Consider the following 24,536-nt stretch of genomic DNA (forward strand, 5'->3'; position numbering starts at 1 on the left):
GCGCCCGCAGGCGCCTTTTTCACGGCAGAACCGCTTACTGCAATACGGAGATATCCGCCACCTGCAGGAACAGCTCACGCAGCTTGCTCAGCAGCGTCAGGCGATTGACGCGCACGGCGTCATCCTCGGCCATAACCATTACGTTGTCGAAGAACGCATCCACCGGCTCGCGCAGCGCAGCCAGTTGCACCAGCGCATCCTGATAGTCGCCTGCCGCGAACACCGGCTCCAGTTTGTCGCGCAGCACCACCAGATGGGTCGCCAGTTGGATCTCGGCCGCTTCCTTCAATACCGCTGCGTGAACGCGATCGTTCAGCGTATCGGTGGATTTAGCCAGGATATTGGACACTCGTTTGTTGGCCGCCGCCAGCGCCGCCGCTTCTTCCAGCGTACGGAAGTGAGTCACCGCTTTGACGCGCGCGTCGAAGTCCGCCGGCTTGGTCGGACGACGTGCCAACACCGCCTGAATGGTGTCGACGGCGTGGCCTTCTTCCTGATACCAGGCGCGGAAACGGCCCAGCATGAATTCGACAACCTCGTCGACGGCCTTGGCGTTGCTCAGCTTGCTGCCGTACAGGCGCACGGCCTCTTCGGTCAGGGTCTGCAGATCCAACGGCAGGTTTTTCTCGACGATGATACGCAGCACGCCCAATGCGGCACGGCGCAGAGCGAACGGATCCTTGTCGCCTTTCGGATGTTGCCCGATGCCGAAAATACCGGCCAGGGTGTCCATCTTGTCGGCGATCGCCAGCGAACAGGCCACCAGCGATTCCGGCAGCGCATCGCCGGCAAAACGCGGTTGATACTGCTCGTTCAGCGCAACGGCAACGTCTTCCGCTTCGCCATCGTGGCGCGCGTAGTGCATGCCCATCACGCCCTGGGTGTCGGTGAATTCGAAGACCATGTTGGTCATCAGATCGCACTTCGACAGCAGGCCCGCGCGGGTGGCGTGGTTTACGTCGGCGCCAATTTGGCCGGCAACCCAGCCCGCCAGCGCCTGGATGCGATCGGTCTTGTCGCGCAGGGTACCCAGTTGCTGTTGGAACAGCACGGTTTCCAGACGCGGCAGATTGTCTTCCAGACGTTTTTTGCGGTCGGTGTTGAAGAAGAACTCGGCATCGGCCAGACGCGGACGCACTACCTTCTCGTTACCGGAGATGATTTGCTGCGGATCTTTGGATTCGATATTGGCCACGAAGATAAAGTTCGGCAGCAGTTTGCCCGCGGCGTCATACACCGGGAAATACTTCTGGTCGCCCTTCATGGTGTACACCAGCGCTTCCGCCGGCACCGCCAGGAATTTCTCTTCGAATTTGGCGGTCAGCACCACCGGCCATTCCACCAGCGAGGCCACTTCTTCCAGCAGGCTTTCGCTCAGATCGGCCTTGCCGCCAATCTGCTGCGCCGCCAGCTCGGCGTCACGTTTGATCAGCGCCTTGCGAGCTTCGTAATCGGCAATCACTTTACCGCGCTCCAGCAGGATCTGCGGGTATTGGTCGGCGTTGTCGATAGTGAACTCGGCTTCACCCATAAAACGGTGGCCGCGAAGGGTGCGGGCGGACTCGATGCCCAGCACGGTGCCCGGGATCAGTTCAGCACCCAGCAGCAGGGTCACGGTGTGTACCGGACGCACAAACTGCACCTCGGAGTCGCCCCAACGCATCAGTTTCGGGATCGGCAGTTTGGACAGCGCAGTGCTGACCATGCCCGCCAGCAGCGCTTGCGCGGACTGGCCTTTGACATGGGCGCGATACAGCAGCCACTCGCCTTTGTCGGTCACCAGGCGCTCGGCCTGATCGACAGTAATGCCACAGCCACGCGCCCAGCCTTCGGCCGCTTTGCTCGGCTTGCCTTCGGCGTCGAACGCCTGGGCGATCGCCGGGCCGCGTTTTTCGACTTCGCGATCGGCCTGTGCGGCGCTCAGATTGGCCACTTTCAGCGCCAGACGGCGCGGCGCGGCAAACCAGCTCACTTCGCCGTGCTCAAGGTTGGCGCTATCGAGCTCAGCGGTAAAATTCGCGGCAAAGGATTCTGCCAGTGAACGAAGAGCCTTCGGCGGCAGCTCTTCCGTGCCGATTTCCACCAGGAAAGTCTGTTGAGTCATGGCTGCCTCTTAGTTCTCGTTCTTTTTGCACATCGGGAAGCCCAGCGCTTCACGGGAAGCGTAGTAGGCCTCTGCAACGGCTTTGGTCAGCGTGCGGATGCGCAGAATATAGCGCTGACGCTCGGTCACCGAGATCGCCTTGCGCGCATCCAACAGGTTGAAGGTGTGGCCGGCCTTCAGAATACGTTCGTAAGCCGGCAACGGCAGCGGTTTTTCCAACGCCAGCAGCGACTGAGCTTCTTTCTCGTACTGCTCGAAGCAGGAGAACAGGAAGTCGACGTCGGCATACTCGAAGTTGTAAGTGGACTGCTCCACTTCGTTCTGGTGGAACACGTCGCCGTAGGTGGTCACACCCAGCGGGCCGTCGCTCCAGACCAGATCGTAGACGCTGTCCACGCCCTGGATGTACATCGCCAGGCGCTCCAGACCGTAAGTGATCTCGCCGGTAACCGGTTTGCACTCCAGGCCGCCGACCTGCTGGAAGTAAGTGAACTGCGTCACTTCCATGCCGTTCAGCCACACTTCCCAGCCCAGGCCCCAGGCGCCGAGCGTCGGGTTTTCCCAGTTGTCTTCTACGAAGCGGATATCGTGGATGGTCGGATCCAGACCCAGCTCTTTCAACGAGCCGAGGTACAGTTCCTGAATGTTGTCCGGCGACGGTTTAATGATCACCTGGAACTGATAGTAGTGTTGCAGGCGGTTAGGGTTTTCACCGTAACGGCCGTCGGTCGGACGACGGGACGGCTGCACATAGGCGGCGGCAATCGGCTCTGGGCCGAGTGCGCGCAGGCACGTCATCGGGTGAGAGGTTCCCGCGCCGACTTCCATGTCCAATGGTTGAACAATGGTGCAGCCCTGGCGCGCCCAATAGTCCTGCAGTGTCAGGATCAGGCCCTGAAAGGTCTTGGTATCAAACTTTTGCATGTTGAATTCGCACGCGATACAAGTGGATTTATATGGAATGGGCCAGTATACCCGTTGACCGTAAGATATACAGCCAGAATCCGGCAACAAGTGCGAATCGGCGAAGAGGCGTCGCCTTTTCATGCACCATCACAGGGCAAATGCCCATGCAGGATGCCCGTTCAACGCATCCGCACCGCCGCTATCCCCCGTCCCGCAACGGCCGACGAGACTGGCACCAACCTTGCAGCATCCTGATATCAAACGTTTCAGGAGGTTTGCTGATGACCAACGCCTTAACCGACAGCCGCTATCGCTACCGTATTTTCGCCATGGTGTTTTTTATAGCGCTGATCAACTACGTCGATCGCGGCGCGTTATCCTTCGCCGCCAACGATATCTCGCATGAATTCAACTTCAACAAGGCGCAATTGGGTGCCGTACTGGGCTACTTCGGCTTCGGTTATTTGTTCGGTTCGCTGTGCGGCGGCTTTCTGGCCGACCGAATCGGCACCAAAAAAGTCTGGCTGATGGCCGGGGCGCTGTGGTCGCTGCTGGAGATAGCCACTGCCTGGGCCGGCGAGTTGGGGGTGGCGCTGTTCGGTGGCTCGGCGATCATGGGCTTCGCCGCGCTGCGGATCATGTTCGGCTTTGCCGAAGGCCCGGCCTACGCGCTGATGAACAAAACCATCGCCAACTGGGCACCGCGCAAGGAACGGGGATTTTCATTGGGCATCGGGTTGCTGAGTACCCAGGTGGGCTCGCTGCTCACCGCACCGCTGGCGGTGGGGCTGCTGCTCTTGACCGATGACTGGCGCTGCATGTTCATCCTGCTGGGCCTGTTCTCGCTGATCGCCATTTTGCTGTTCGCCCGTGTCTTTACCGATACGCCGCAGGAGCATCCTTTGGTTAACGCCGCCGAACTGGCGGCCATCGGTGCCGATCAGGAACCGGACAGCCGACAACCGCACCTGCCGTGGTGGGCATTTTTCACTAACCGCACACTGGTGTTTAACGCCCTGGGTTACTTCTCTTTCCTCTACGTTACCTTTGTGCTGGTCACCTGGGGGCCAAAATACCTGCAGGACACCTTCAACTACGATCTGCACTCGCTGTGGTATGTGGCGATGATCCCCTGGAGCGGCGCCTGCTTTACCGTGCTGCTCGGCGGCCGCATCGCCGATGCGCTGCTGAGGCGCTTTGGCAACCTGCGGCTGGCGCGCAACCTGTTTGCGGCGGTGACGCTGCTGCTGACCGCCACCTGCTTCCTGCTGATCCCGTTTATGAGCACGCCGACCGAAATCATTTTGTTGATGACGCTGGGCAATGCGCTGAACGCGCTGGTGAATAACGTGTATTGGTCGGTGGTGATTGACGTCACGCCGAAGGCGTCGGTGGGCGCTTACAGCGGCATGACGCTGGCGATCGCCAATATTGCGTCGATCACCGCGCCGATGCTGAGCGGTTGGTTGGCGCAGCACCACGGCTATGGCGCCATGTTCTTCGCCACCGCCGCGGTATCTTTCTGCAGCATGCTGTGCATGACCCTGCTGCAACCGGAAAGGAAGCTCGTGGCCGGCAGCACGCTTGCGCACCGCCGTGGTATTCAGCAAATCGCGCCCTGACAACGGTAATACTCCTGAGGCAAGGATGCCTTCAGGTCAGCGCATTCTGCATTAAGTGAATTTCAGCTCCCGCCGATAGTGACGCTTCATATTATCTATCGCGTATCTACCGCGGAAAGTAACGGGTTTACATACAAATTGACGGCCTCACCGGCAAATATCGGTCGAATGCATCAGCCAACCCAGGCTTCAAATCAGATTGCGACACTCGTCCATTAGCCTTCTGCGTCAAAGAGCACGGGCCTGATGAGTTGCAACTCGACCCCAAGTCTAATGGCATGCTTAGCATTGGTGACGCCCAGTTTTTTTACTGCGTTACCAATATGATATTTTATTGTCGTTAACTTCACGCCCAAGATAAGTGCAATTTCTGGATAGGATTTCCCCATACTTGCCAGATAAAGCACGTCATTTTCTCTATCGGAGAAAATTTCTTTGTCATTTATTCTTTCAAAGTATCTCGCACTGCTGACATTCTGGTAATCAGTGATTAGTTTTTCATGTGTATTTATTAACAACATCTGAATTTTGTTTTTATTTTTCTCTAACTTCCCTCTATTTTCAGAGAGAGGATCATCCAAAAAGAAAGACAACACGACAAGATTATGATGATGATCATGCAGCACAAAAGTATAACCATTAACGATGTTATAATCTTTAGCCGCGTCAAATAATTTTGAGAATTTCACCCCTGATTCAATAATGAGGTTTTCATCCCAGAGAAATGGGGTAATCCGATTGGATGCAGTGATAAGTACGGGGTCGATAAACTGAAAGTTACTTTTCGTGTAAAGTTCAAACCAATCCATTCTGTTTGATATAACAGAAAAATTTGCCGGATTTCTTTTATTCATTATTGCATAAACGTATTTTATACTATTATAACTTACAAGACTATTTTCCAGATCCCTTTTAATCTCCTCATTGATTAATTCATTATCGAAGAATGAGCTAGTCACGTAACACCTCCTTGAAAGAAAATAAACGTGTAATATAGCATGCTAATCCAATGTCTCACTGATACATTTGTGAGCTGACATTCATTAAAAAAGCATTTAATAGTTATTATTTCATATCGAAATAATAACCATGATAGTCATATTATGAAATATAACAGAATTTGAAATATATATTAAGATCCGATCACAATAGAGATTGTCATCGGGTAAAAAACAAACCGACTGCTCGTCTAAAGTTATATCTGGATAAAAGGAATGGTACTAAATGATTGATGGATAAGACAAAAAACCAGCGAACAATGCCGTTACTTGACCTGAAATGAACATCCTTACGCTATGTCAATACCAGGCAGATCGCCAGAGAGGAAAATAGAAGCGCCAGAAGGCACCTTCGAGTGGGATGAAGGACTAATAACAACGATGAAAAATCTCATCTTATTGATTAATAATGATTCCCTGGTGTTGCGCAATAAATTCTAAAGCGACTTTTTTTCTTTAACTTCATACGTTGTCGCCGTAAGGCCCCCCACATCAAGCACCCTACTAAAGTACAGTCGTTACACTATGCTTTTTCTTATGGCATGTAAATAGCCTATACGGCAAGCGCCTTACTCCTGCGGTTCGAATGCCAAATAAACACAATATTTTCAAACCGTAGCAGGAAAGGATCCCAGCCAGAAGATGAGTCATTATTTATGGCAATTTTGTGATTTTTGTCGAATAAGGCGAAGGATCAAGCGGAAAGAAAATGACTAATTAATATGTGTGGGCCTTGTGCCTTAGGCCCACGAGCCTTAACGATCAAAACCGCGCGCTGACGCCGACGTTATACATAAACTGCTCGCCGCTGCTCAGGCCACCGGTTTGCGAAACGGCGGCGAACGCCGCCACCTGATCGGTCAGCGGCATGTTCGCCCCCAGCGTCACATCCACCCAGTTTTTATCCTGGCCGGCGCTGTCGCGGGTGAACGAGGTTTGCGTGGACTTCAGCCCACCGCCGGCCCGATAGACATCGTCGCCAAACTGATGCTGATAGCTCACCTCGGCATACGGATTAAACAGGCCAAGTTGGCTGTCCAGCCGCCAGCCCAACGCGCCGATCTGCGAATGGTAGGTCTGGTCGTTAAAGCGCATTGAGGTACTGTTGTTGCCATCCTCGCTGTAACCGGAGACGTTGCTGTAATCCCAGGCAAACTGCGCCATTGGACCGGTCGTCAGATAAGAGGTGATCGGGAAATCATAACCGGCGGTGAGGCGTGCGCCCCACTGCTTGCCGGAGGTCGAGCCGGTTTCGGTGCGGGTTAGCGGCCCGAGCTGCATGCTGCGGCGAATATCGTCGTAATCCATCGTCGCGTAGTGCAGATCGGCATTCACCCAGCCGTGCTCAAACAGATCAAGGGCGGTAAAGGCCGACAACAGCAGGCCACGCGCCTTGTATTCATAGCGGCTGGACGGCTGCTGATCGTCATTGGAGCCGGATATCAGCGCGCCAATCAGCCAGCCTTCGGCCAACTGATAATCTACCCCAACCGTCAGATTATGGGTGGTGGCGTTGCCGTCGCCCGCCGCCTTATTGGCCGAGTAATCATAATGCTGCCCGGCATAGCCACCGAAGACGCCCAGCGATCCCTGCGGGTTGTCGCCATTGCGCAATTGCTGGAAACGGCTGTCGAGCGTCGCGCGGCTGTCACGCGCCATCGCCGCCGTCGCCTGGTTCAGCGCCACCACCTGCGCCGGGCCATCCAGCACCGCCTGAATGTAATCGGCAATCAACAGATGCGCCTGCGGGCTGGGGTGAAAATGATCGGAGAACAAATAGGACTGACTGGCGTCGAAGCCCGGCGTGGCGGAGCTGCACACCGCCGACGACACCCCGGCCGGACAAGCCATGCCGGCGGTATTGGCGAAGCCAAACTGCGCCGGATTGGCTATCGCCTCGGCGAACAGCTTGTTCACGTCGACGCGAACAACATTGCCACCGCCCTGCGCCAACAGGCGATCCTCACTCTGGTTATAAAAATCGGTCAACTGCGCGGCCTGAGCGCTCAGGCTGTCAAAGGCGGCAATCAGCTGTGCGGCGATCGCCTGCTGCACCTGCGGGATTGCGCTGGCCTGTGCGGCGGCGGAAGTCAGCGCCTGATGGATAGCCTGGGTGCGCGAAGCATTATCCGGCGTAGTCAGCGAATTGAGGGTGGCATAGGCCGCCTGCACTGCGGCGCCCTGCACCGGCGTCAGCGCCTGCTGGATAATCAGCTCCATCAGCTGCGGCGTTGAACCAATATTCGGTACCGTCGGTACGATCACCGTACCGGCGCCGGCATTCAACAGCGAACGAACCTGCACTGCGGCGGCGGCTGCACTGTTATAGGCCACGTCCGACGCGGTTGTCGGGTTTAACGCCGCCGCCGCCAGATCGTTGCCGCCAATCCAGTGAATATACAGACCGTCGCCATCGGCCCGGCCATCGACCCGGCCAAGGTAGCTCTGCACCTGATCCTGAGTATTGTCCGCCGGGTTGAGCGCCGGCACCGCCACACCGCCGCCGGCGGCATAATTGTAGCCGCCGTCGTCCGACGCCACCAACGCGGCGCCGATGCGTTCCGCCAGCACTTCGTCATACAGCAGGTGCTTATTGCCGTCGTAGGTAAAGCGGCCATTGTTGCCGGTATCGCTCAGGCTATCGCCAAATACGTAAACCTGGTCATAGGCCAGCGCCGGGGTAGTCATACTGCATAATATCGCCACTGCAAGCGCCGCCGGGCGGGGCATGCGAGTTATTTTTAGAGGCATGAAGAGACTCCTGAGAGCCAGCAAATGAAGGAAACCCGTTTTTTATCATTGGCCTTTTTCTGCCTGCGGCCATCTAGTAAATATTGCTGGCTTTTCCGTCACGTCAAGCCAGTTGATGATAAAACAATCAGGGGCTTGCCAAGCTTGCCGCTTCGGGCGATGATTACTGTAAATAAACACAGCTTAAGGACAGGCAGTATGGCCAGCGAACGTTGCGGTTGGGTGACGGCAGATCCGTTATATCTCGACTATCACGATAAAGAATGGGGCGCACCGACCACCGCTGCGCGTGAACTGTTTGAAATGCTGTGCCTGGAAGGCCAGCAAGCCGGGCTTTCCTGGATCACCGTGCTGAAAAAGCGTGAAAATTACCGCCGCGCCTTCCACAATTTCGATCCGCAACGGGTGGCGGCCATGACCGAGCAGGACGTGGAAACGCTGCTGCAAGACAGCGGCATCATCCGCCATCGCGGCAAAATCGAAGCCATCATCGCCAACGCCAGAGCCTACCTGGCCATGGAAGCGGCCGGCGAAGATTTTTCCGCCTTTATCTGGGGCTTTGTCGGCGGCGAGCCACAGCTCAACGGCTGGCAAGCGCTGAGCCAGGTGCCGGCGAAAACCGAGCTGTCCGATGCCTTGTCCAAAGCGTTGAAAAAACGCGGCTTCAAATTTATCGGCTCCACCATCTGTTACGCCTTTATGCAGGCCTGCGGGTTGGTGAACGATCATCTGACCGGGTGTATTTGCTACCCAAAGCAGAAATGATCCGCCCCTGCCGCCCGGCCGATATTCCGCGGCTGATGGCCCTGTGGTTGCCCAGCACCATCGCCGCCCATCCGTTCGTGGTGGAAAGCTATTGGCGGGAAAGCGCTGTGTTGGTGCGGGAGAGCTATCTGCCGCGGGCGCAAAGCTGGGCGTATTGTCACGCAGGGGAGATCGTCGGGTTTATCAGCGTACTGGATGACCGTTTTATCGGCGCGCTGTTTGTCGAACAAGCCTTTCATGGCCACGGCGTCGGCCAGGCGCTGATGACGCACGTACAGCAGCGCTATCCCCGGTTGAGCCTGGAGGTATACGAGCAGAATCTGCGTGCCTGCGCGTTCTACCGTAAGCAGGGTTTTCAGGTATCCCAACGGCTGTACAATGAAGAAACTCAGGCTTATACGCTGATCATGAACTGGCCGCCGGCCGTCTGAACCCTGTCGATTTCGCTTAAAAATAACGCATCCCGCACCGGGATGCGGTCAATTCAGAATCCGCTGCATGGTATTCCTCTGATTTTTCCCTGATAACAGGCTCAGCTTCTATCCGCTTGTTGAGGAAAAAACATGAAACGCATTGCGATTATTGCCGGCGCGGTGAGCGTTGCGCTCACGCTGTCAGCCTGTACCACCAACCCGTACACCGGGGAATCTGAAGCCGGTAAATCCGGTATTGGCGCCGGCATTGGCGCGGCGCTGGGTGCCGGCGTGGGCATGATCTCCTCGTCGAAAAAAGACCGCGGCAAAGGTGCGCTGATCGGCGCAGCAGCCGGTGCGGCGCTGGGCGGCGGCGCGGGATATTACATGGACGTGCAGGAAGCCAAGCTGCGCGACAAAATGAAAGGCACCGGCGTCAGCGTCACCCGCCAGGGCGACAATATCGTGTTGAATATGCCGAACAATGTCACCTTCGACAGCAGCAGCGCCACCCTGAAACCGGCGGGCGCCAACACCCTGACCGGCGTTGCCATGGTGCTGAAGGAATACCCAAAAACGGCGGTTAACGTGATTGGCTACACCGACAGCTCCGGTTCCCGCGCCCTGAACATGACCCTGTCGCAGCAGCGCGCCGACGGCGTGGGCAGCGCATTGATCACCCAGGGCGTAGCGGCAAACCGCATCCGCACCTCAGGCGCAGGCCCGGATAATCCGATCGCCTCCAACAGCACGGCGGAAGGCAAGGCGCAAAACCGCCGCGTCGAGATCACCCTCAGCCCGCTGCAGTAATCCCGTGCGGGGCGCCAAGCCCCGCCGCTTCTCGCTTTGTGCCCATCCCTCAGTCACACACAACCTGCCATTCAACATTCCCGGCCCCACGCCGGGTGTGGTAGTCTCCTTGGCAATTAACCGCAGGGGAGATCGGCAGTGAGCACTGTTAAGGCAATGCGCGCCTCGGGGCGCGCCACCATCAGCGATGTGGCGAAAACCGCCAAAACCGGCAAGACCAGCGTATCGCGCTATCTGAATGGTGAGCAGCACCTGCTTTCTGACGATCTCAAACAGCGTATCGAACAGGCAATCCAACAGCTCGACTACCGGCCGAGCCAGATGGCCCGCAGCCTGAAGGGCGGGCAAACGCGTCTGATTGGCCTGATCATCGCCGATATCACCAACCCCTACTCGGTGGACGTCATGCGCGGTATCGAAGCCGCCTGCCGTCAACACGGCTTTACCCTGCTGGTGTGTAACACCAATAACGAGGTCAATCAGGAGCAACACTACCTGCAGTTGCTCAGCAGCTACCGGGTGGAGGGCATCGTGGTCAATGCCGTCGGCATGCGTGAAGAAGCCTTGTCGACACTGCAACAATCCATGCTGCCGATGGTCCTGATCGACCGAAAAATCCCTGATTTCGCCTGCGACGTGGTCGGCCTGAACAACCATGAGGCGGCGACCACCGCCACCGAACATCTGTTGCAGCAGGGATTCGAAGCTATCCTGTTTCTCAGCGAACCCATTGGCACGGTCAATACCCGGCTGGAGCGGCTGCACGCCTTTAACCAGACCATGGCGCAACATGCCGGGCTGCTGGCTGAGCAAGCCGAGACGCCGCTTAACGACCTCAAGCAGTTGGAAAGCGTACTCAGCGGCTTTAACGCCCGCCACCGCGGCATGCGCAAGGCGGTGATTTCCGCCAACGGCGCTCTGACGTTGCAGGTCGCGCGCGCCATGCGCCGGCTGGGCATTCAATGGGGCAGCGACATCGGCCTGCTCGGCTTTGACGAGCTGGAATGGGCCGAACTGGCGGGGGTAGGCATCACCACCTTGAAGCAACCGACCTATCAAATGGGCCACGCGGCGCTGGAACAACTGGTGCAACGTATTCAGGGCCTGGATGCGCCGATCGGCGAACAGATGTTCTCCGGTGAACTGATCGTGCGCGGCTCCACCACCCGCTAACCCCCCCTTTTCCCAGCAGTGGCGCGGTTTACGGCGCCTCTTCGCCTCCCTCGAAAGACTATTTTTTGCTCATGTTCGTGATTGCGATCATATTTTTACATTCTGTCGCTTTAACCTGGAACCGGTTCCATTTAACGTACCCTTAACAGCAGCGGTGGGAATAACGCCACCTCAGGAGCCAAAATGAAAAGAGAAATTATCGTAGTGACCGGCGCATACGGCACCGATGTGGTTCAGCAACACGGCGGGCAAGCCGCTTTACTGCCGATCATTGCCGGCGCGGGCGCGGATGGCGTGGAGATCCGCCGCGAGCTGTTTTCCGCCCAGGAGCTGGAAAGCCTGCCGGCGCTGGCTCAGGCGATTGAACAGCAGCAGCTGTTTGCCGTTTATTCCGCTCCTGAAGCGCTGTTTACCCCACAGCATACGCTGAACCCAAACCTGCCGGCGCTGCTGGCGGAAGCTCAGGTGCTGCATGCTCGGCAGTTGAAGCTTTCCCTTGGGCATTACCAACCGGGCTTCGATTTTACCGAACTGAAAGTGGCGCTGGAGCAGCACCCGGTCAAGCTGGTGGTGGAAAATGACCAGACCCCTGACTGCGGCATCCTGTCGTTGCTGAATGCCTTTTTCCATGCGGCGGAAGACAACCGCCTGCCGGTCAGCATGACGTTCGATATGGCCAACTGGCACTGGGTGGGGCAAGACGCCTTCGCCGCCGCAGAACGCCTGGCGCAGCACGTCAGCTATGTTCACGTTAAAGCCGCCACCCACGGCCCGCGCGGTTGGCGCGCAGTGGCGCTGGACGACACCGACGGCAGCTGGCGCGATCTGCTGACCCGTCTGCCGCTGGACGCGCCGCGCGGCATCGAATTCCCTCTGCAAGGTGACAGCCTGGAAGCCGTTACCCGCCACTACGTTAACCTTCTGCGTGCGGAGTAAACATCATGACAACGCTGACAGCGGCGCGTAATGCGCCATTGGACGTAGTTACGCTGGGTGAGGCCATGGCGATGTTCGTGGCCACGCAAACCGGCGATCTGGCTGAAGTCGAGACCTTCACCAAACGCATCGCCGGTGCCGAGCTGAACGTGGCAATTGGCCTTGCGCGCCTGGGCCTGAACGTGGGCTGGGTCAGCCGGGTCGGCAACGACGCTTTCGGCCGTTTCGCCCTGCAACAGCTGAAAAAAGAAGGCATTAACTTTCAGCAGGTCACGGTAGACGGCAACTATCCGACCGGTTTTCAGATCAAATCGAAAACTACCGATGGTACCGATCCCAGCGTGGAGTATTTCCGTAAAGGCTCAGCGGCCAGCCATTTGTCGACCGCCGACTTTAACCGCGATTACTTCGGCTCCGCACGCCATCTGCACCTGAGCGGCGTGGCTGCGGCCCTGTCAGGTCAATCGCTGGAGCTGTGCAACCATGCCGCCCGTGAAATGCGCGCCATGGGCAAGACCATTTCATTCGATCCCAACCTGCGCCCGGTGCTGTGGTCCAGCCAACAGGTGATGATCGACCAGTTGAACAAGCTGGCGTTCGCCGCCGACTGGGTGCTGCCGGGGCTCAAAGAGGGGCAAATCCTTACCGGCCAATCCACGCCGGAAGGCATCGCCGATTTCTACCTGGAACGCGGCGTGCAAGCGGTGATCATCAAAACCGGCCCGGACGGCGCCTGGTTTAAAACCGCCGCCGGCGATCGGGCCAGAGTACCGGCGATAAAAGTCAGCAACGTAGTGGATACCGTAGGTGCAGGAGACGGCTTTGCCGTTGGGACGATCAGCGCCCTGCTGGAGGGCAAAACGCTGAAACAGGCGGTGCAACGCGGCAATAAAATCGGCTCGCTGGCGATCCAGGCCATCGGCGACAGCGAAGGGTTGCCAACCCGCGCGGCACTGGCTGAATAAAAATAACAAACAAAATCAGTTAACAGCCTTCTCCGAACGGCACACACCTCTGGCCCTACAACCAGACTCGCCGGGAGAGCAATACCCAATGATTTCCAAGTTGCAGCCTTGTTGGCTGCAGCTTGAAAGGCAACGGGAATACGACACCACTGAGGAATCTGAACATGAATACAGTCACTCTCGCGGCCAAACGCTGGTGGTACATCATGCCCATCGTGTTTATCACCTACAGCCTGGCCTACCTCGATCGCGCTAACTTCAGCTTTGCCTCGGCCGCCGGCATCAACGACGATCTGGGCATTACCAAAGGCATGTCTTCGCTGCTGGGCGCGCTGTTTTTCCTTGGCTATTTCTTCTTCCAAATTCCCGGCGCGATCTATGCCGAACGCCGCAGCGTAAAAAAACTGATCTTCTGGTGCCTGATCCTGTGGGGTGGCTGCGCCTCGTTGACCGGCGTGGTCAGCAATATCCCGATGCTGGCCGCCATTCGCTTTATTCTCGGCGTAGTGGAAGCGGCCGTGATGCCGGCGATGCTGATTTACATCAGCAACTGGTTCACCAAATCAGAACGCTCTCGCGCCAATACCTTCCTGATCCTCGGTAACCCGGTAACCGTGTTGTGGATGTCGGTGGTTTCCGGCTACCTGATCCACGCCTTCGGCTGGCGCGAGATGTTCATCATCGAAGGTATTCCGGCGGTACTCTGGGCCTTTTGCTGGTGGGTGCTGGCGAAAGACAAGCCGGCGCAGGCCAAATGGTTGAACGAAGAAGAAAAATCGGCGCTGCAAAAGCAGCTTGATGAGGAGCAGAAAGGCATCAAGGCGGTGCGCAACTACGGTGAAGCCTTCCGTTCACGCAACGTGATCTTGCTGTGCGTACAGTATTTCGCCTGGAGCATCGGCGTATACGGCTTCGTGCTGTGGTTGCCGTCCATTTTGCGCAGCGGCATGCAAATGGGCATGGTGGAAGCCGGCTGGCTGTCGTCGGTGCCTTACCTGGCGGCGACTATCTCCATGATCCTGGTGTCCTGGGCTTCGGACAAAATGCAGAACCGCAAACTGTTCGTCTGGCCGCTGCTGCTGATCGGCGCGCTGGCGTTCTTCGGTTCCTATGCCGTCGGCACCAACCATTTCTGGGTTTCCTACGGCCTGCTGGTGATCGCCGGCGCGGCAATGTATGCCCCATACGGACCCTTCTTCGCCATCATTCCGGAAATGCTGCCGAAAAACGTCGCCGGTGGCGCGATGGCGCTGATCAACAGCATGGGTGCGCTGGGTTCCTTCTTCGGCTCCTGGTTCGTCGGCTACCTGAACGGCGCGACCGGCAACCCGTCAGCTTCTTATATGTTTATGGCCATAGCGCTGATCGTGGCGGTCGTCGTGACGCTGATCGTCAAACCCGCTCGCAACGAGGTTCATCCACAAGTAGCCTGATCTCGTTATACTTTATTTTCTGTTGAACATACCCGATGGATTTCAGGTTGTAGCCAACAACGCTGCAGCCTGAAAGACAAAGGGTATTGCTGGAGTTCGTGATGAAGCCTTCTATCGTATTGTACAAAAGCATCCCCGCCGACCTGCGTCAACGGCTGGAACAGCACTTTACCGTGCACGCCTTCGATGGCCTGTCGCCGGATAACCGCGACGAGCTGAAACAGGCGCTCGCTCAGGCGGAAGGGATCATCGGTTCCGGCGGCAAGATTGATGAAGCTTTCCTGCAACAAGCACCCAAGCTGCGTGCCGCTTCGACCATTTCCGTCGGTTACGACAATTTCGACGTCGACGCGCTTAACGCCCATAACGTGGTGCTGATGCATACCCCGACCGTACTGACCGAAACCGTCGCCGATACCATCATGAGCCTGGTGCTGGCGACGGCTCGCCGCGTGGTGGAAGTGGCCGAGCGGGTAAAAGCCGGTGAATGGCAGGGCAGCATCGGGCCGGACTGGTTTGGCGTCGACGTGCACCATAAAACCCTCGGCATCCTCGGCATGGGCCGCATCGGCCTGGCGCTGGCGCAGCGTGCGCATTTCGGCTTCGGCATGCCGATACTGTACAACGCCCGCCGCACCCACGAAGAGGCCGAGACGCGTTTTAACGCCCGCCGCTGCGATCTGGACACCCTGTTGGCCGAGTCCGATTTCATCTGCATCACGCTGCCGCTGACCGAAGAAACCTTCCATATGATCAGCCGCGACCAACTGGCGAAGATGAAAAAGAGCGGTATTTTGATCAACGCCGGCCGTGGCCCGGTGGTGGATGAAGCCGCACTGATAGAAGCGTTGCAGAACGGAACGATCCACGCCGCCGGGCTGGACGTCTTCGAGAAAGAGCCGCTGCCGGTCTCTTCGCCGCTGCTGACGCTGCCGAACGTGGTGGCACTGCCGCACATCGGCTCCGCCACTCATGAAACCCGCAATGCGATGGCCGAATGCGCGGTGGATAACCTGATTGCCGCGTTGACCGGCACGGTAAAAGAAAACTGCGTCAATCCGCAGTTGCTGAAGAAATAGTCATAACGGGCGGGAGTTTTCCCGTCCATCTTCTTCCCTCCTCTCCCCCTTCTCCCTCCTCCCTGAAAATACGCCATCGGGATGAGGCTATTTTTTCTTCATTTGTCACACTGACCTTACCCCAGAATAAAAACGCTTCCTGCCGCGCGTAAGGAGAGCCATGAAACGCCTGACCCTACCCCTGCTGATGCTGCTGTCACCGGCCGCAACAGCAAGCTGGACGCTGCAAAGCTTCCCGACCTTTGACGAATCCACCGCCGGGCTGTTCACCAGCCACGCCACGCTGCCCAAGGGCGAACTGCCGCTGAAAATTTATCAGGATCGGCAATGCTGGCAGCCGACCGCTGCGGCCAGGCTGAATCAAACCCTGTCGCTGCAACCTTGCGGCGATGCCCCGCCGGTCACCTGGCGGCTGTTCCGCGACGGTGAATACCAGGTGCGCATCGATACCCGCAGCGGTACGCCGACGCTGCAACTCAGCCTGAAAACGGCCCCACAGGCCGCCGCAGCAGCGGTAACCCGCACCTGCCAGCGCTGGGACGGCAAGCCCGTCACCCTTGACGTAGCGGCGACCTTCGCCGAAGGCGAAACAGTGCGCGATTTCTATTCCGGTCAAACGGCCAGGGTCAGCCAGGGCAAAGTGACCCTTCAGCCTGCCGCAGGCAGCGGCGGCATGCTGCTGCTGGAATCCGCCGGCACGGAAAAACCGGCACCGTTCAACTGGCACAACGCCACGGTCTATTTCGCACTGACCGATCGCTTTGAGAACGGCAACCCGACCAACGACCACAGCTACGGCCGCCGCAGCGACGGTATGCAGGAGATCGGCACCTTCCACGGCGGCGATCTCGCCGGGCTGACGCAAAAGCTGGATTACCTGCAACAGCTTGGCGTCAACGCACTGTGGATCAGCTCGCCGCTGGAACAGATCCACGGTTGGGTCGGCGGCGGCACCAAGGGCGATTTCCCGCACTACGCTTATCACGGCTACTACGCACTGGACTGGACCCGGCTCGACGCCAATATGGGCACCGAGCAAGACCTGCGCAAACTGGTCGAACAGGCGCACCAACGCGGTATCCGCATTCTGTTCGACGTGGTGGTAAACCATGTCGGCTACGCCACCTTGGCCGATATGCAGACCTTCCAATTCGGCTCGCTCTACCTGAAGGGCGCGGAGATCGAAAAAACGCTGGGTAAAAACTGGGGCGACTGGCGGCCTGGTCCAGGCCAAAACTGGCACAGCTTCAACGATTACATTAATTTCAGCGACAAGGCGGGCTGGAGCCCGTGGTGGGGAAAAAACTGGATCCGCACCGATATCGGCGACTATGACTCGCCGGGTTATAACGACCTCACCATGTCATTGGCCTTCCTCCCGGACATCAAAACTGAAGCGCCCGGCGCCAGTGGCCTGCCGCTGTTCTATCGCCACAAACCCGACACCGCCGCGCACGACATTCCCGGCGCTACCACCCGCGACTACCTGACCACCTGGCTCAGCCAATGGGTAAGCGATTACGGTATCGACGGCTTCCGCGTCGATACCGCCAAGCACGTGGAGAAACCCACGCTGGCGCTGCTGAAACAGCGTGCCACGGCGGCACTGGCGCAATGGAAAGCCGCCAATCCACACCAGGCGCTGGATGACGCCCCGTTCTGGATGACCGGCGAAGCCTGGGGCCACGGCGTCATGAAAAGCGACTATTACCAGAACGGCTTCGACGCGATGATCAATTTCGATTTTCAGGATCAGGCTTCGCAGGCGCTGAGCTGTTTCTCCAGTATCGATGCCACTTACCAGCAAATGGCCGACAAGCTGCAGGATTTCAACGTACTGAGCTATCTCTCCTCGCACGATACCCGGCTGTTCTTCGCCAGCGATGCCAAAGGTTCGCTGCCATTGCAGCAGCGTGCGGCAGATTTGCTGCTGCTGGCCCCTGGGGCGGTGCAAATTTACTACGGTGATGAAAGCGGCCGCCAGCTCGGCCCGACCGGTTCGGATCCGCTGCAGGGCACGCGTTCCGATATGAACTGGCGTGAACTGCAAGACGCCAAAGCGCCACTGTTGGCGCATTGGCAGCGGCTTGGGCAGTTCCGCGCCCGCCATCCGGCGATCGGCGCCGGCACGCAACAGTCGCAGCAAACCGCAGGCTACTATGCCTTCAGCCGCCGACTTGGCGACGACAAGGTGATGGTGGTGTGGGTCGGCGATCGGTCACATTAATTCAGTACAATCTGCTGGAAAACAACCACCGGGTGAAGTTTATCCCCGATGGTTGATTTATGAACCGCATTGCGCCGAAAATTATCTGGCGGTATGGTGGGCGATTACCTGCTAAAAACAATACTGTTGCACCTATGACTTTTTCACTTTTCGGCGACAAATTTACCCGTTACGCGGGCATTACCCGTTTAATGGATGACCTGAACGAAGGCCTGCGCACGCCCGGCGCCATCATGCTCGGCGGCGGCAATCCGGCGCAAATTCCAGAGATGGAAAGCTACTTCAAACAGCTGTGCCAGGACATGCTGGACCAGGGCAAACTGACCGAGGCGCTGTGTAACTACGACGGCCCGCAGGGCAAAGACGCCCTGCTGAAAGCGCTGGCTACTTTGCTGCGCGACGAGCTGGGCTGGCAGATTTCACCACAGAATATTGCACTAACAAACGGCAGCCAGAGCGCGTTTTTCTACTTGTTTAACCTGTTTGCCGGGCGTTATGCCGACGGCAGCCGTCGCCGCGTGCTGTTCCCGCTGGCGCCGGAATATATCGGCTACGCCGACGCCGGGCTGGATGAGGGCCTGTTCGTGTCGGCCAAGCCCAATATCGAGCTACTGCCGGAAGGCCAGTTCAAATATCACGTTGATTTCGAACACCTGCACATTGGCGACGACATCGGCATGATCTGCGTGTCGCGCCCGACCAACCCAACCGGGAACGTGATCACCGACGAAGAGCTGATGAAGCTCGATCTGCTGGCGCAACAGCGCAATATTCCGCTGGTGATCGATAACGCTTACGGCGTGCCGTTCCCCGGAATTATCTTCAGCGAAGCGACGCCGCTGTGGAACCCGAACATCATCTTGTGCATGAGCTTGTCCAAGCTCGGGTTGCCCGGCTCACGCTGCGGCATCGTGGTTGCCGATGAGAAAGTCATCAGCGCCCTGACCAACATGAACGGCATCATCAGCCTGTCACCGGGCAGCATGGGGCCGGCGATGGCCGCGGAAATGATCGAACGCGGCGATCTGCTGCGCCTGTCGAACGAGGTGATCCGCCCGTTCTACAAACAGCGCGTTGAACACACCATCGAGATAATCCGCCGCTATCTGTCGCCAGAGCGTTGCCTGATCCACAAACCGGAAGGGGCGATTTTCCTTTGGCTGTGGTTCAAGGATCTGCCGATCACCACCGAGCTGCTGTATCAGCGCCTGAAAAAACGCGGCGTGCTGATGGTGCCGGGCCACTACTTCTTCCCGGGGCTGGAGCATGAATGGCCGCATACTCACCAGTGCATGCGGATGAACTACGTGCCGGATCCGGAGAAAATCGAGCGCGGCGTGGCGATTTTGGCGGAAGAGATCGAACGCGCGCACCAGGAAGCGGGCTGATGCCTGAGCCGGGGCGCAGTTAGCAGGTAAAAGCTGCGCCCCGGCTCGCTACATCGCCCAAAACAGCACCGCCAGCAACTGCGGCGACATGATGCGCAGGAACATCGCCAAAGGGTAAACCGTGGCGTAAGACAGCGCGGCAGCGCCGCTGGTCGGGTGCAGGCCGTTGGCGAAAGCCAGCGCCGGCGGATCGGTCATCGAACCTGCCAGCATGCCGGACAGCGTCAGATAATTCATCTTGCCCACGACCCGCGCCAGCACACCCACGCTGAGCAGCGGGATAGCGGTAATCAACGCGCCGTAGCCAATCCACGCCAGCCCTTCGCCATGCATCAGGGTATCGACAAAGTTCCCCCCCGATTTCAGCCCCACCACCGCCAGAAACAGCACAATGCCCAACTCTCGCAGCGCCAGGTTGGCGCTCGGCGGCATAAACCAGTACAGCTTGCCAATGCTACCGATACGCCCGAGGATCAATGCCGCCACCAGCGGCCCGCCGGCCAGCCCAAGGCGCAATGCCGCCGGGAAACCCGGTACAAACAGCGGGACAGAACCCAGCAACACTCCCAGCCCGATGCCGATAAATACCGGCAACATCTGCACCTGTTGCAATTTCTGCTGAGCGTTGCCGACGATGGCCGCAACCGCTTCAATCGATTCCGGCCGGCCAACCAGGTTGAGGATATCGCCAAATTGCAGCGTAACGTTGCTGCCGGCCACCAGCTCAACCCCGGAACGGTTCAGGCGCGAGATCACCACGTCATATTTCCGCTTCAGGTTGAGATCGCGGATTTTGCTGCCCAGCACCTTCTCATTGGTCACCACCGCCCTCACCACCTGTAACGCCGTGCCGCGCGTTGACAACGAAACGTCCACCTCTTCGCCAATCACCAGCCGGGCATTTTCCAGGCTCTCGCGCTTTCCTACCAGATGCAGATAGTCGCCCAACTCCAGCCTCTCGAGCGGCGCGGGCACCATCAGCAGCTCGCCACGTTTCAACCGTGAGCAGACGATGTCCTCCCCATTCAGCAGCGGCACATTTTTTATCGCCATCCCCTGCAGATTGGGATTACGCACCGCCACGTTCATGGTGTGCAGCAGTTCGTGGTGATTGCCCAGGCTGTTTTCAAACGCCTGCGCTTCCTTATCGATATTGATACGAAAGAACAGGCGGATCAGCCACATCACCAGCAGGATGCCGCAGATACCGAACGGATAGGCCATGGCGTAACCCATCCCCATGCGATCGACCAACGCCGGATCGGACCCCAGATCGGTAAGAATTTGCTGCCCGGCACCGAGCGCGGGGGTATTGGTGACCGCTCCGGAGAACACGCCGAGAATGATCGGCAGCGGCACGGCAAACAGCTTGTGAACCCCCGCCGCCACCACGCCGCCAACCAACACCAGTAAAATGGCGAAACCGTTGAGCCGCAGCCCGGACACCCGCAGGGAAGAAAAGAAACCTGGGCCCACCTGAATGCCAATGGTGTAAACGAACAGGATCAGCCCGAATTCCTGAATGAAATGCAGCATGTCGCCGTTAAGACTGATTTGCCAGCTCTGGGCGAAATGCCCCACGATAATGCCGCCGAACAGGACCCCGCCAATGCCCAGCCCGACGCCATACACCTTCCAGTTACCCATCCACAGCCCGAGAACGGCCACCAACGCCAACATGCTGACGGTCAGGGCGATATCGCTCATAGGTCACATCCTTGCCAGAAGTTTAACAACCGGTTTGCGGTTAAAGCACACAATTAATAGGGATTCTGGCATAAGCGGGACGAGGGGAATGTGGGTTACGCCACAGAATGCAACGGGGGAAGCCCGTTTGGACTTCCCCCGTGTTATTACCGATTTTTTTCAGTCGGTTACTGAGATTCTAACCCTGGCGTGGTGCCGATGGCGATGCGTTGCGGTTGCAAGGCATCCGGCACCTGACGCACCAGATCGATGTGCAACAGGCCATTTTCAAACTGCGCCTCAGCAACCTGCAGGTGCTCGGCCAGCGTGAAGGTCAAAGTAAACTCTTTGCACACCAGCCCCTGATGCAGGTATTCCACCTGTTTTTCCGGCGGCGTCGGCTTACCGCTCACGGTCAGGCGCGGCCCTTCCACTTCAATGTTCAGTTCGCTTTGTTTGAACCCGGCCAGCGCCAGAGAAATGCGGTAGTGGTTGTCGTCGCTTTTCTCGATGTTGTACGGCGGGAAGCCCTGGGGTTCCTGGCCGCCCATTGAGCTGGCCAACTTGTCGAAACCAATCCACTGACGCAGCAAAGGTGACAGATCGTAATTACGCATAATGTAAAACTCCTTCTATGAAGCGAGATGATGTTTAAGTGCCCCCTGACGGCGGGCAAGTTAACATTTAACACCAGCGAGACGTTTCGCTGATGAAATAAGAATTATTTAATTTCAATCCGGCGCGGTTTTAATGTTTCCGGTACGATGCGTTCCATATCGATATACAACAATCCATTCTCCAGCTTCGCGCCTTTAATTTGGATATGCTCGGCCAGCTGGAATTTACGCTCGAAGTTACGCTCGGCAATACCTTGATATAAGTAGGTTCTTTCAGCAGGTTCGTTATTATGGGCACCACGCACAATCAGAAGATTGTCCTGGGTGGTGATTTCCAGTTCCTGCTCGGCAAACCCGGCCACCGCGATCGCAATGCGATAATGGTTTTCATCCACCAGCTCAACGTTATAAGGTGGGTAGCCGCCATTCCCCTGGCTCTGCCCAGCCTCCAGCGCGTTAAACAAGCGGTCAAAACCAATGGCGGAACGGTATAGCGGGGAAAGATCGAAATTGCGCATAAAACAGCCTCCTAAGGCACTTCAGCGAGGTTTAATAATTACGCCTTCCACTAAGGACAGGCTAATAATAAGAATTCCCTTACGGCAAATTCTTAATTTGCTTCTGATAAGAAAATGGGGGTTGATTTCATCATTTCAACCGGCGGCGATCAAAAAAATGACAATCAGTTCGGCGAAAGTTTTTTTATCCCTTACAATAAAGTGAGAGAGCCGCCACAGAGCGTGACCTTGCTCCTTTTAAAACATCGACAAGATGTTATAGATCAGCAAATTTTAGGGAACAGCACCCTGCAGGATGGAATAATGAAAACGATAAAAGTGATAGCAACCAGTTGCATGCTGCTGGCGACAAACGGCTGCTCCAGCGTGATGAGCCACACCGGCCCGAATCAGGGCTACTATCCGGGTACCCGCGCCAGCGTGGGCATGCTGAAGGACGACAACACCAGTTGGGCGATGATGCCGCTGGTGGCGCTGGATCTGCCCTTCTCGGCCGTGATGGACACCGTGCTGCTGCCTTACGACTATATGCGCTCCGGCAGTGACGACACCGCAGACTCGCCGAGAGCACGCATCCTGCGCGGCGAAGAGCAGAACCTGGCGGCCAGCGGCGATCCCAGCCATGCAGCCAGCGTAGCCGCACATTAAAAGGCTCTGACGCGGGCTGCCCTGCCCGCATCCTGATCACACCGTAGCCACAAAAATCTGGCTGAAACCCTCAACCTCGCGCATAAACGCCACTTGGTTACCGTCCGGCGAAAAGACAATGGCATCGCCCGACGGTGGCAGCAGGGTGCGTTTCGTCAGGCGCTGCATGCGGCCGCTGGGCACCTCGCACAACATCAGGCTGTTATCGCACACCAGCGCGATTCGTCCGCCCTGCGGATGCCAACTGAACGCAGACTGGATCCCATGCTCACCCCGGGTAATTTGGCGCGGCTCACCGCCGTTCGGCGAAACCGTCCACAGCTGCACCACACCCTGGTCGTCCTTCATCAGAAAGGCAATCATGCTGCCATCAGGCGAACTGCGCAGCCAGTGGCGCGGTGCGGTGACAACGCCGGGATAACGACGCCCTTCGGTAAAGGTCAGGCGACGTTGGCGCACGCCCAAAGGGGGAGCGGGTAAATGGGTCGAGGTGCCCTGCAGCGGTCGGGAGCCGGCTTTAGCGTAATCGGCGTCGTCGCGCGGCAGGTCGACAATAAACACTTCCGGCAACTTTTCGCCGGCAGCGGAACGCGTATCGCCGATAAACGCCAGTGCCCAACGCTGCTGGCGTCCATCGGGCCGTAAATAGCCGCGTTGCCCGACCCAACCCTCTTCGTAGGCACGGTTAATCTGATCGCTGCCCGGCTGCGGCTGCGGCGTCGTTTCGCTGACCAACACGCAGTAATGGCTGCCATCATATTCACGCGGATGCTGCTTGGGCGGATTTACGCCCTGCAACGGCACAGCCACACCTACGTTACGCAGATCCCGTGCAGGGTCCAGCTCGTGCATCACGTGGTCGTTATAAGTAAAACTCAGGCGGCTGCCGTCCGGGCTGAACACGTGAACGTGCGAGCCACCGCGCAGCGCCCCGGGGGTATAGGGCGCGGTGATATCCATCGCATCAAGAGTCACGGCCAGTTCAAGATCCGGTTCGCTGACGATCACGCCACGGCGATGATGAAAGTCGTAATGCCAAACGCTGTCCGGGTGTTCCGGGCCGTGAATAAAAGCGTAACGGGCCGGCTCGTCCGGGCTAACGGTCACTACACCCACATGTGCACCGTGCTGCGCGCGATATACCACCTCGACCTTGCCGCTGTTGGCATTCACCCGTTCAATACTCAGACCGGTAAAGGAAGCGCCGTTCGGACGCACGTCGTAAGCCAGCCACTGGCTGTCTGGCGTCCAAACGTTGATATTGGTTAACTGGTGTCCACGTGGTTCAAAAGTCAGTTGTTTTTCCCGATAGCTCATGGCGGCTCCCCTGCACATGTTGGCACTAAGTCACCATCTTACCGGATTGGGCAAGGGCTTCACATCGCCCATCAAGGTGCTTCCCGTCGACGCAGGGGGGTTTACAATAAATACAATAAAGTACAATATGGATTTTAAAGTCCACAAAAATAGGAAGTACCCATGTGGAAAATCAGATCA

20 protein-coding genes are annotated in these 24,536 nt (G+C 57.6%); 12 read left to right on the forward strand and 8 right to left on the reverse strand.

Annotated features, from left to right (window positions below; translation table 11 throughout):
* Positions 1-34: 34 nt before the first annotated feature.
* Complete coding sequence (gene glyS, locus ACUTQW_RS17640) at positions 35-2,104, reverse strand: glycine--tRNA ligase subunit beta (RefSeq protein WP_004950631.1); 2,070 nt, start codon at positions 2,102-2,104, stop codon at positions 35-37.
* Between the two features lie 9 nt (positions 2,105-2,113).
* The gene (gene glyQ / locus ACUTQW_RS17645) at positions 2,114-3,028 is read right to left on the reverse strand and encodes a glycine--tRNA ligase subunit alpha (protein WP_006321728.1); all 915 of its coding nucleotides are present in this window, start codon (positions 3,026-3,028) and stop codon (positions 2,114-2,116) included.
* A 263-nt stretch (positions 3,029-3,291) separates the two neighbouring features.
* Between glyQ and ACUTQW_RS17650 the strand changes: the two genes are divergently transcribed.
* On the forward strand, positions 3,292-4,632 hold the full coding sequence (locus ACUTQW_RS17650) for an MFS transporter (protein WP_020438250.1): 1,341 nt from the start codon (positions 3,292-3,294) through the stop codon (positions 4,630-4,632).
* A gap of 215 nt (positions 4,633-4,847) precedes the next feature.
* Here the strand turns inward: ACUTQW_RS17650 and ACUTQW_RS17655 are convergent, their stop codons facing one another.
* Together ACUTQW_RS17655 and ACUTQW_RS17660 are read right to left on the reverse strand one after the other, a co-directional pair.
* Positions 4,848-5,591 carry a helix-turn-helix transcriptional regulator gene (locus tag ACUTQW_RS17655; RefSeq protein ID WP_198640615.1) on the reverse strand — a complete coding sequence of 248 codons (744 nt, stop codon included), beginning with the start codon at positions 5,589-5,591 and terminating at the stop codon, positions 4,848-4,850.
* Between the two features lie 801 nt (positions 5,592-6,392).
* The gene (locus ACUTQW_RS17660) at positions 6,393-8,381 is read right to left on the reverse strand and encodes an autotransporter outer membrane beta-barrel domain-containing protein (protein WP_235196019.1); all 1,989 of its coding nucleotides are present in this window, start codon (positions 8,379-8,381) and stop codon (positions 6,393-6,395) included.
* 198 nt (positions 8,382-8,579) lie between these two features.
* Here ACUTQW_RS17660 and ACUTQW_RS17665 point away from each other — a divergent pair, with 198 nt between their 5' ends.
* The 10 genes from ACUTQW_RS17665 to ACUTQW_RS17710 all read left to right on the forward strand — a co-directional run bounded on the left by ACUTQW_RS17665 (position 8,580) and on the right by ACUTQW_RS17710 (position 19,570).
* Positions 8,580-9,146 carry a DNA-3-methyladenine glycosylase I gene (locus ACUTQW_RS17665; RefSeq protein ID WP_004950617.1) on the forward strand — a complete coding sequence of 189 codons (567 nt, stop codon included), beginning with the start codon at positions 8,580-8,582 and terminating at the stop codon, positions 9,144-9,146.
* Positions 9,143-9,577 (forward strand): N-acetyltransferase, encoded by a 435-nt coding sequence (locus tag ACUTQW_RS17670; protein ID WP_006322891.1) that lies wholly within the window; start codon positions 9,143-9,145, stop codon positions 9,575-9,577. Before ACUTQW_RS17665 ends, ACUTQW_RS17670 begins: the two co-directional genes overlap by 4 nt.
* A gap of 132 nt (positions 9,578-9,709) precedes the next feature.
* Positions 9,710-10,369 (forward strand): OmpA family lipoprotein, encoded by a 660-nt coding sequence (locus tag ACUTQW_RS17675; protein ID WP_004950614.1) that lies wholly within the window; start codon positions 9,710-9,712, stop codon positions 10,367-10,369.
* A 156-nt stretch (positions 10,370-10,525) separates the two neighbouring features.
* On the forward strand, positions 10,526-11,542 hold the full coding sequence (locus ACUTQW_RS17680) for a LacI family DNA-binding transcriptional regulator (RefSeq protein WP_004950609.1): 1,017 nt from the start codon (positions 10,526-10,528) through the stop codon (positions 11,540-11,542).
* Positions 11,543-11,725: 183 nt separating this feature from the next.
* A complete protein-coding gene (locus ACUTQW_RS17685) occupies positions 11,726-12,478 on the forward strand; it encodes a sugar phosphate isomerase/epimerase family protein (protein ID WP_020438246.1) in 753 nt (250 codons plus the stop codon).
* Between the two features lie 5 nt (positions 12,479-12,483).
* On the forward strand, positions 12,484-13,443 hold the full coding sequence (locus ACUTQW_RS17690) for a sugar kinase (protein WP_004950602.1): 960 nt from the start codon (positions 12,484-12,486) through the stop codon (positions 13,441-13,443).
* A 164-nt stretch (positions 13,444-13,607) separates the two neighbouring features.
* Positions 13,608-14,876 carry an MFS transporter gene (locus ACUTQW_RS17695; protein ID WP_004950600.1) on the forward strand — a complete coding sequence of 423 codons (1,269 nt, stop codon included), beginning with the start codon at positions 13,608-13,610 and terminating at the stop codon, positions 14,874-14,876.
* Between the two features lie 101 nt (positions 14,877-14,977).
* Complete coding sequence (gene ghrB, locus ACUTQW_RS17700; RefSeq protein WP_004950598.1) at positions 14,978-15,955, forward strand: glyoxylate/hydroxypyruvate reductase GhrB; 978 nt, start codon at positions 14,978-14,980, stop codon at positions 15,953-15,955.
* Between the two features lie 160 nt (positions 15,956-16,115).
* Entirely contained in the window at positions 16,116-18,182 is a 2,067-nt protein-coding gene (locus ACUTQW_RS17705) for an alpha-amylase (RefSeq protein ID WP_004950589.1), read from the forward strand.
* 134 nt (positions 18,183-18,316) lie between these two features.
* The gene (locus ACUTQW_RS17710) at positions 18,317-19,570 is read left to right on the forward strand and encodes a valine--pyruvate transaminase (protein WP_006322873.1); all 1,254 of its coding nucleotides are present in this window, start codon (positions 18,317-18,319) and stop codon (positions 19,568-19,570) included.
* Positions 19,571-19,618: 48 nt separating this feature from the next.
* Here the strand turns inward: ACUTQW_RS17710 and ACUTQW_RS17715 are convergent, their stop codons facing one another.
* The 3 genes from ACUTQW_RS17715 to ibpA form a co-directional block, all read right to left on the reverse strand.
* Positions 19,619-21,277 (reverse strand): putative transporter, encoded by a 1,659-nt coding sequence (locus ACUTQW_RS17715; RefSeq protein ID WP_004950583.1) that lies wholly within the window; start codon positions 21,275-21,277, stop codon positions 19,619-19,621.
* 167 nt (positions 21,278-21,444) lie between these two features.
* Entirely contained in the window at positions 21,445-21,873 is a 429-nt protein-coding gene (gene ibpB, locus ACUTQW_RS17720; RefSeq protein WP_006322865.1) for a small heat shock chaperone IbpB, read from the reverse strand.
* 104 nt (positions 21,874-21,977) lie between these two features.
* A complete protein-coding gene (gene ibpA, locus ACUTQW_RS17725) occupies positions 21,978-22,391 on the reverse strand; it encodes a small heat shock chaperone IbpA (protein ID WP_004950577.1) in 414 nt (137 codons plus the stop codon).
* A gap of 303 nt (positions 22,392-22,694) precedes the next feature.
* Here ibpA and ACUTQW_RS17730 point away from each other — a divergent pair, with 303 nt between their 5' ends.
* Positions 22,695-23,039 (forward strand): YceK/YidQ family lipoprotein, encoded by a 345-nt coding sequence (locus ACUTQW_RS17730; RefSeq protein WP_004950571.1) that lies wholly within the window; start codon positions 22,695-22,697, stop codon positions 23,037-23,039.
* A gap of 36 nt (positions 23,040-23,075) precedes the next feature.
* Here the strand turns inward: ACUTQW_RS17730 and ACUTQW_RS17735 are convergent, their stop codons facing one another.
* Complete coding sequence (locus tag ACUTQW_RS17735) at positions 23,076-24,356, reverse strand: DUF3748 domain-containing protein (RefSeq protein ID WP_006322864.1); 1,281 nt, start codon at positions 24,354-24,356, stop codon at positions 23,076-23,078.
* Positions 24,357-24,536: the final 180 nt, after the last annotated feature.

The sequence above is a fragment of the Serratia sp. TSA_7 genome (genome assembly GCF_052692135.1).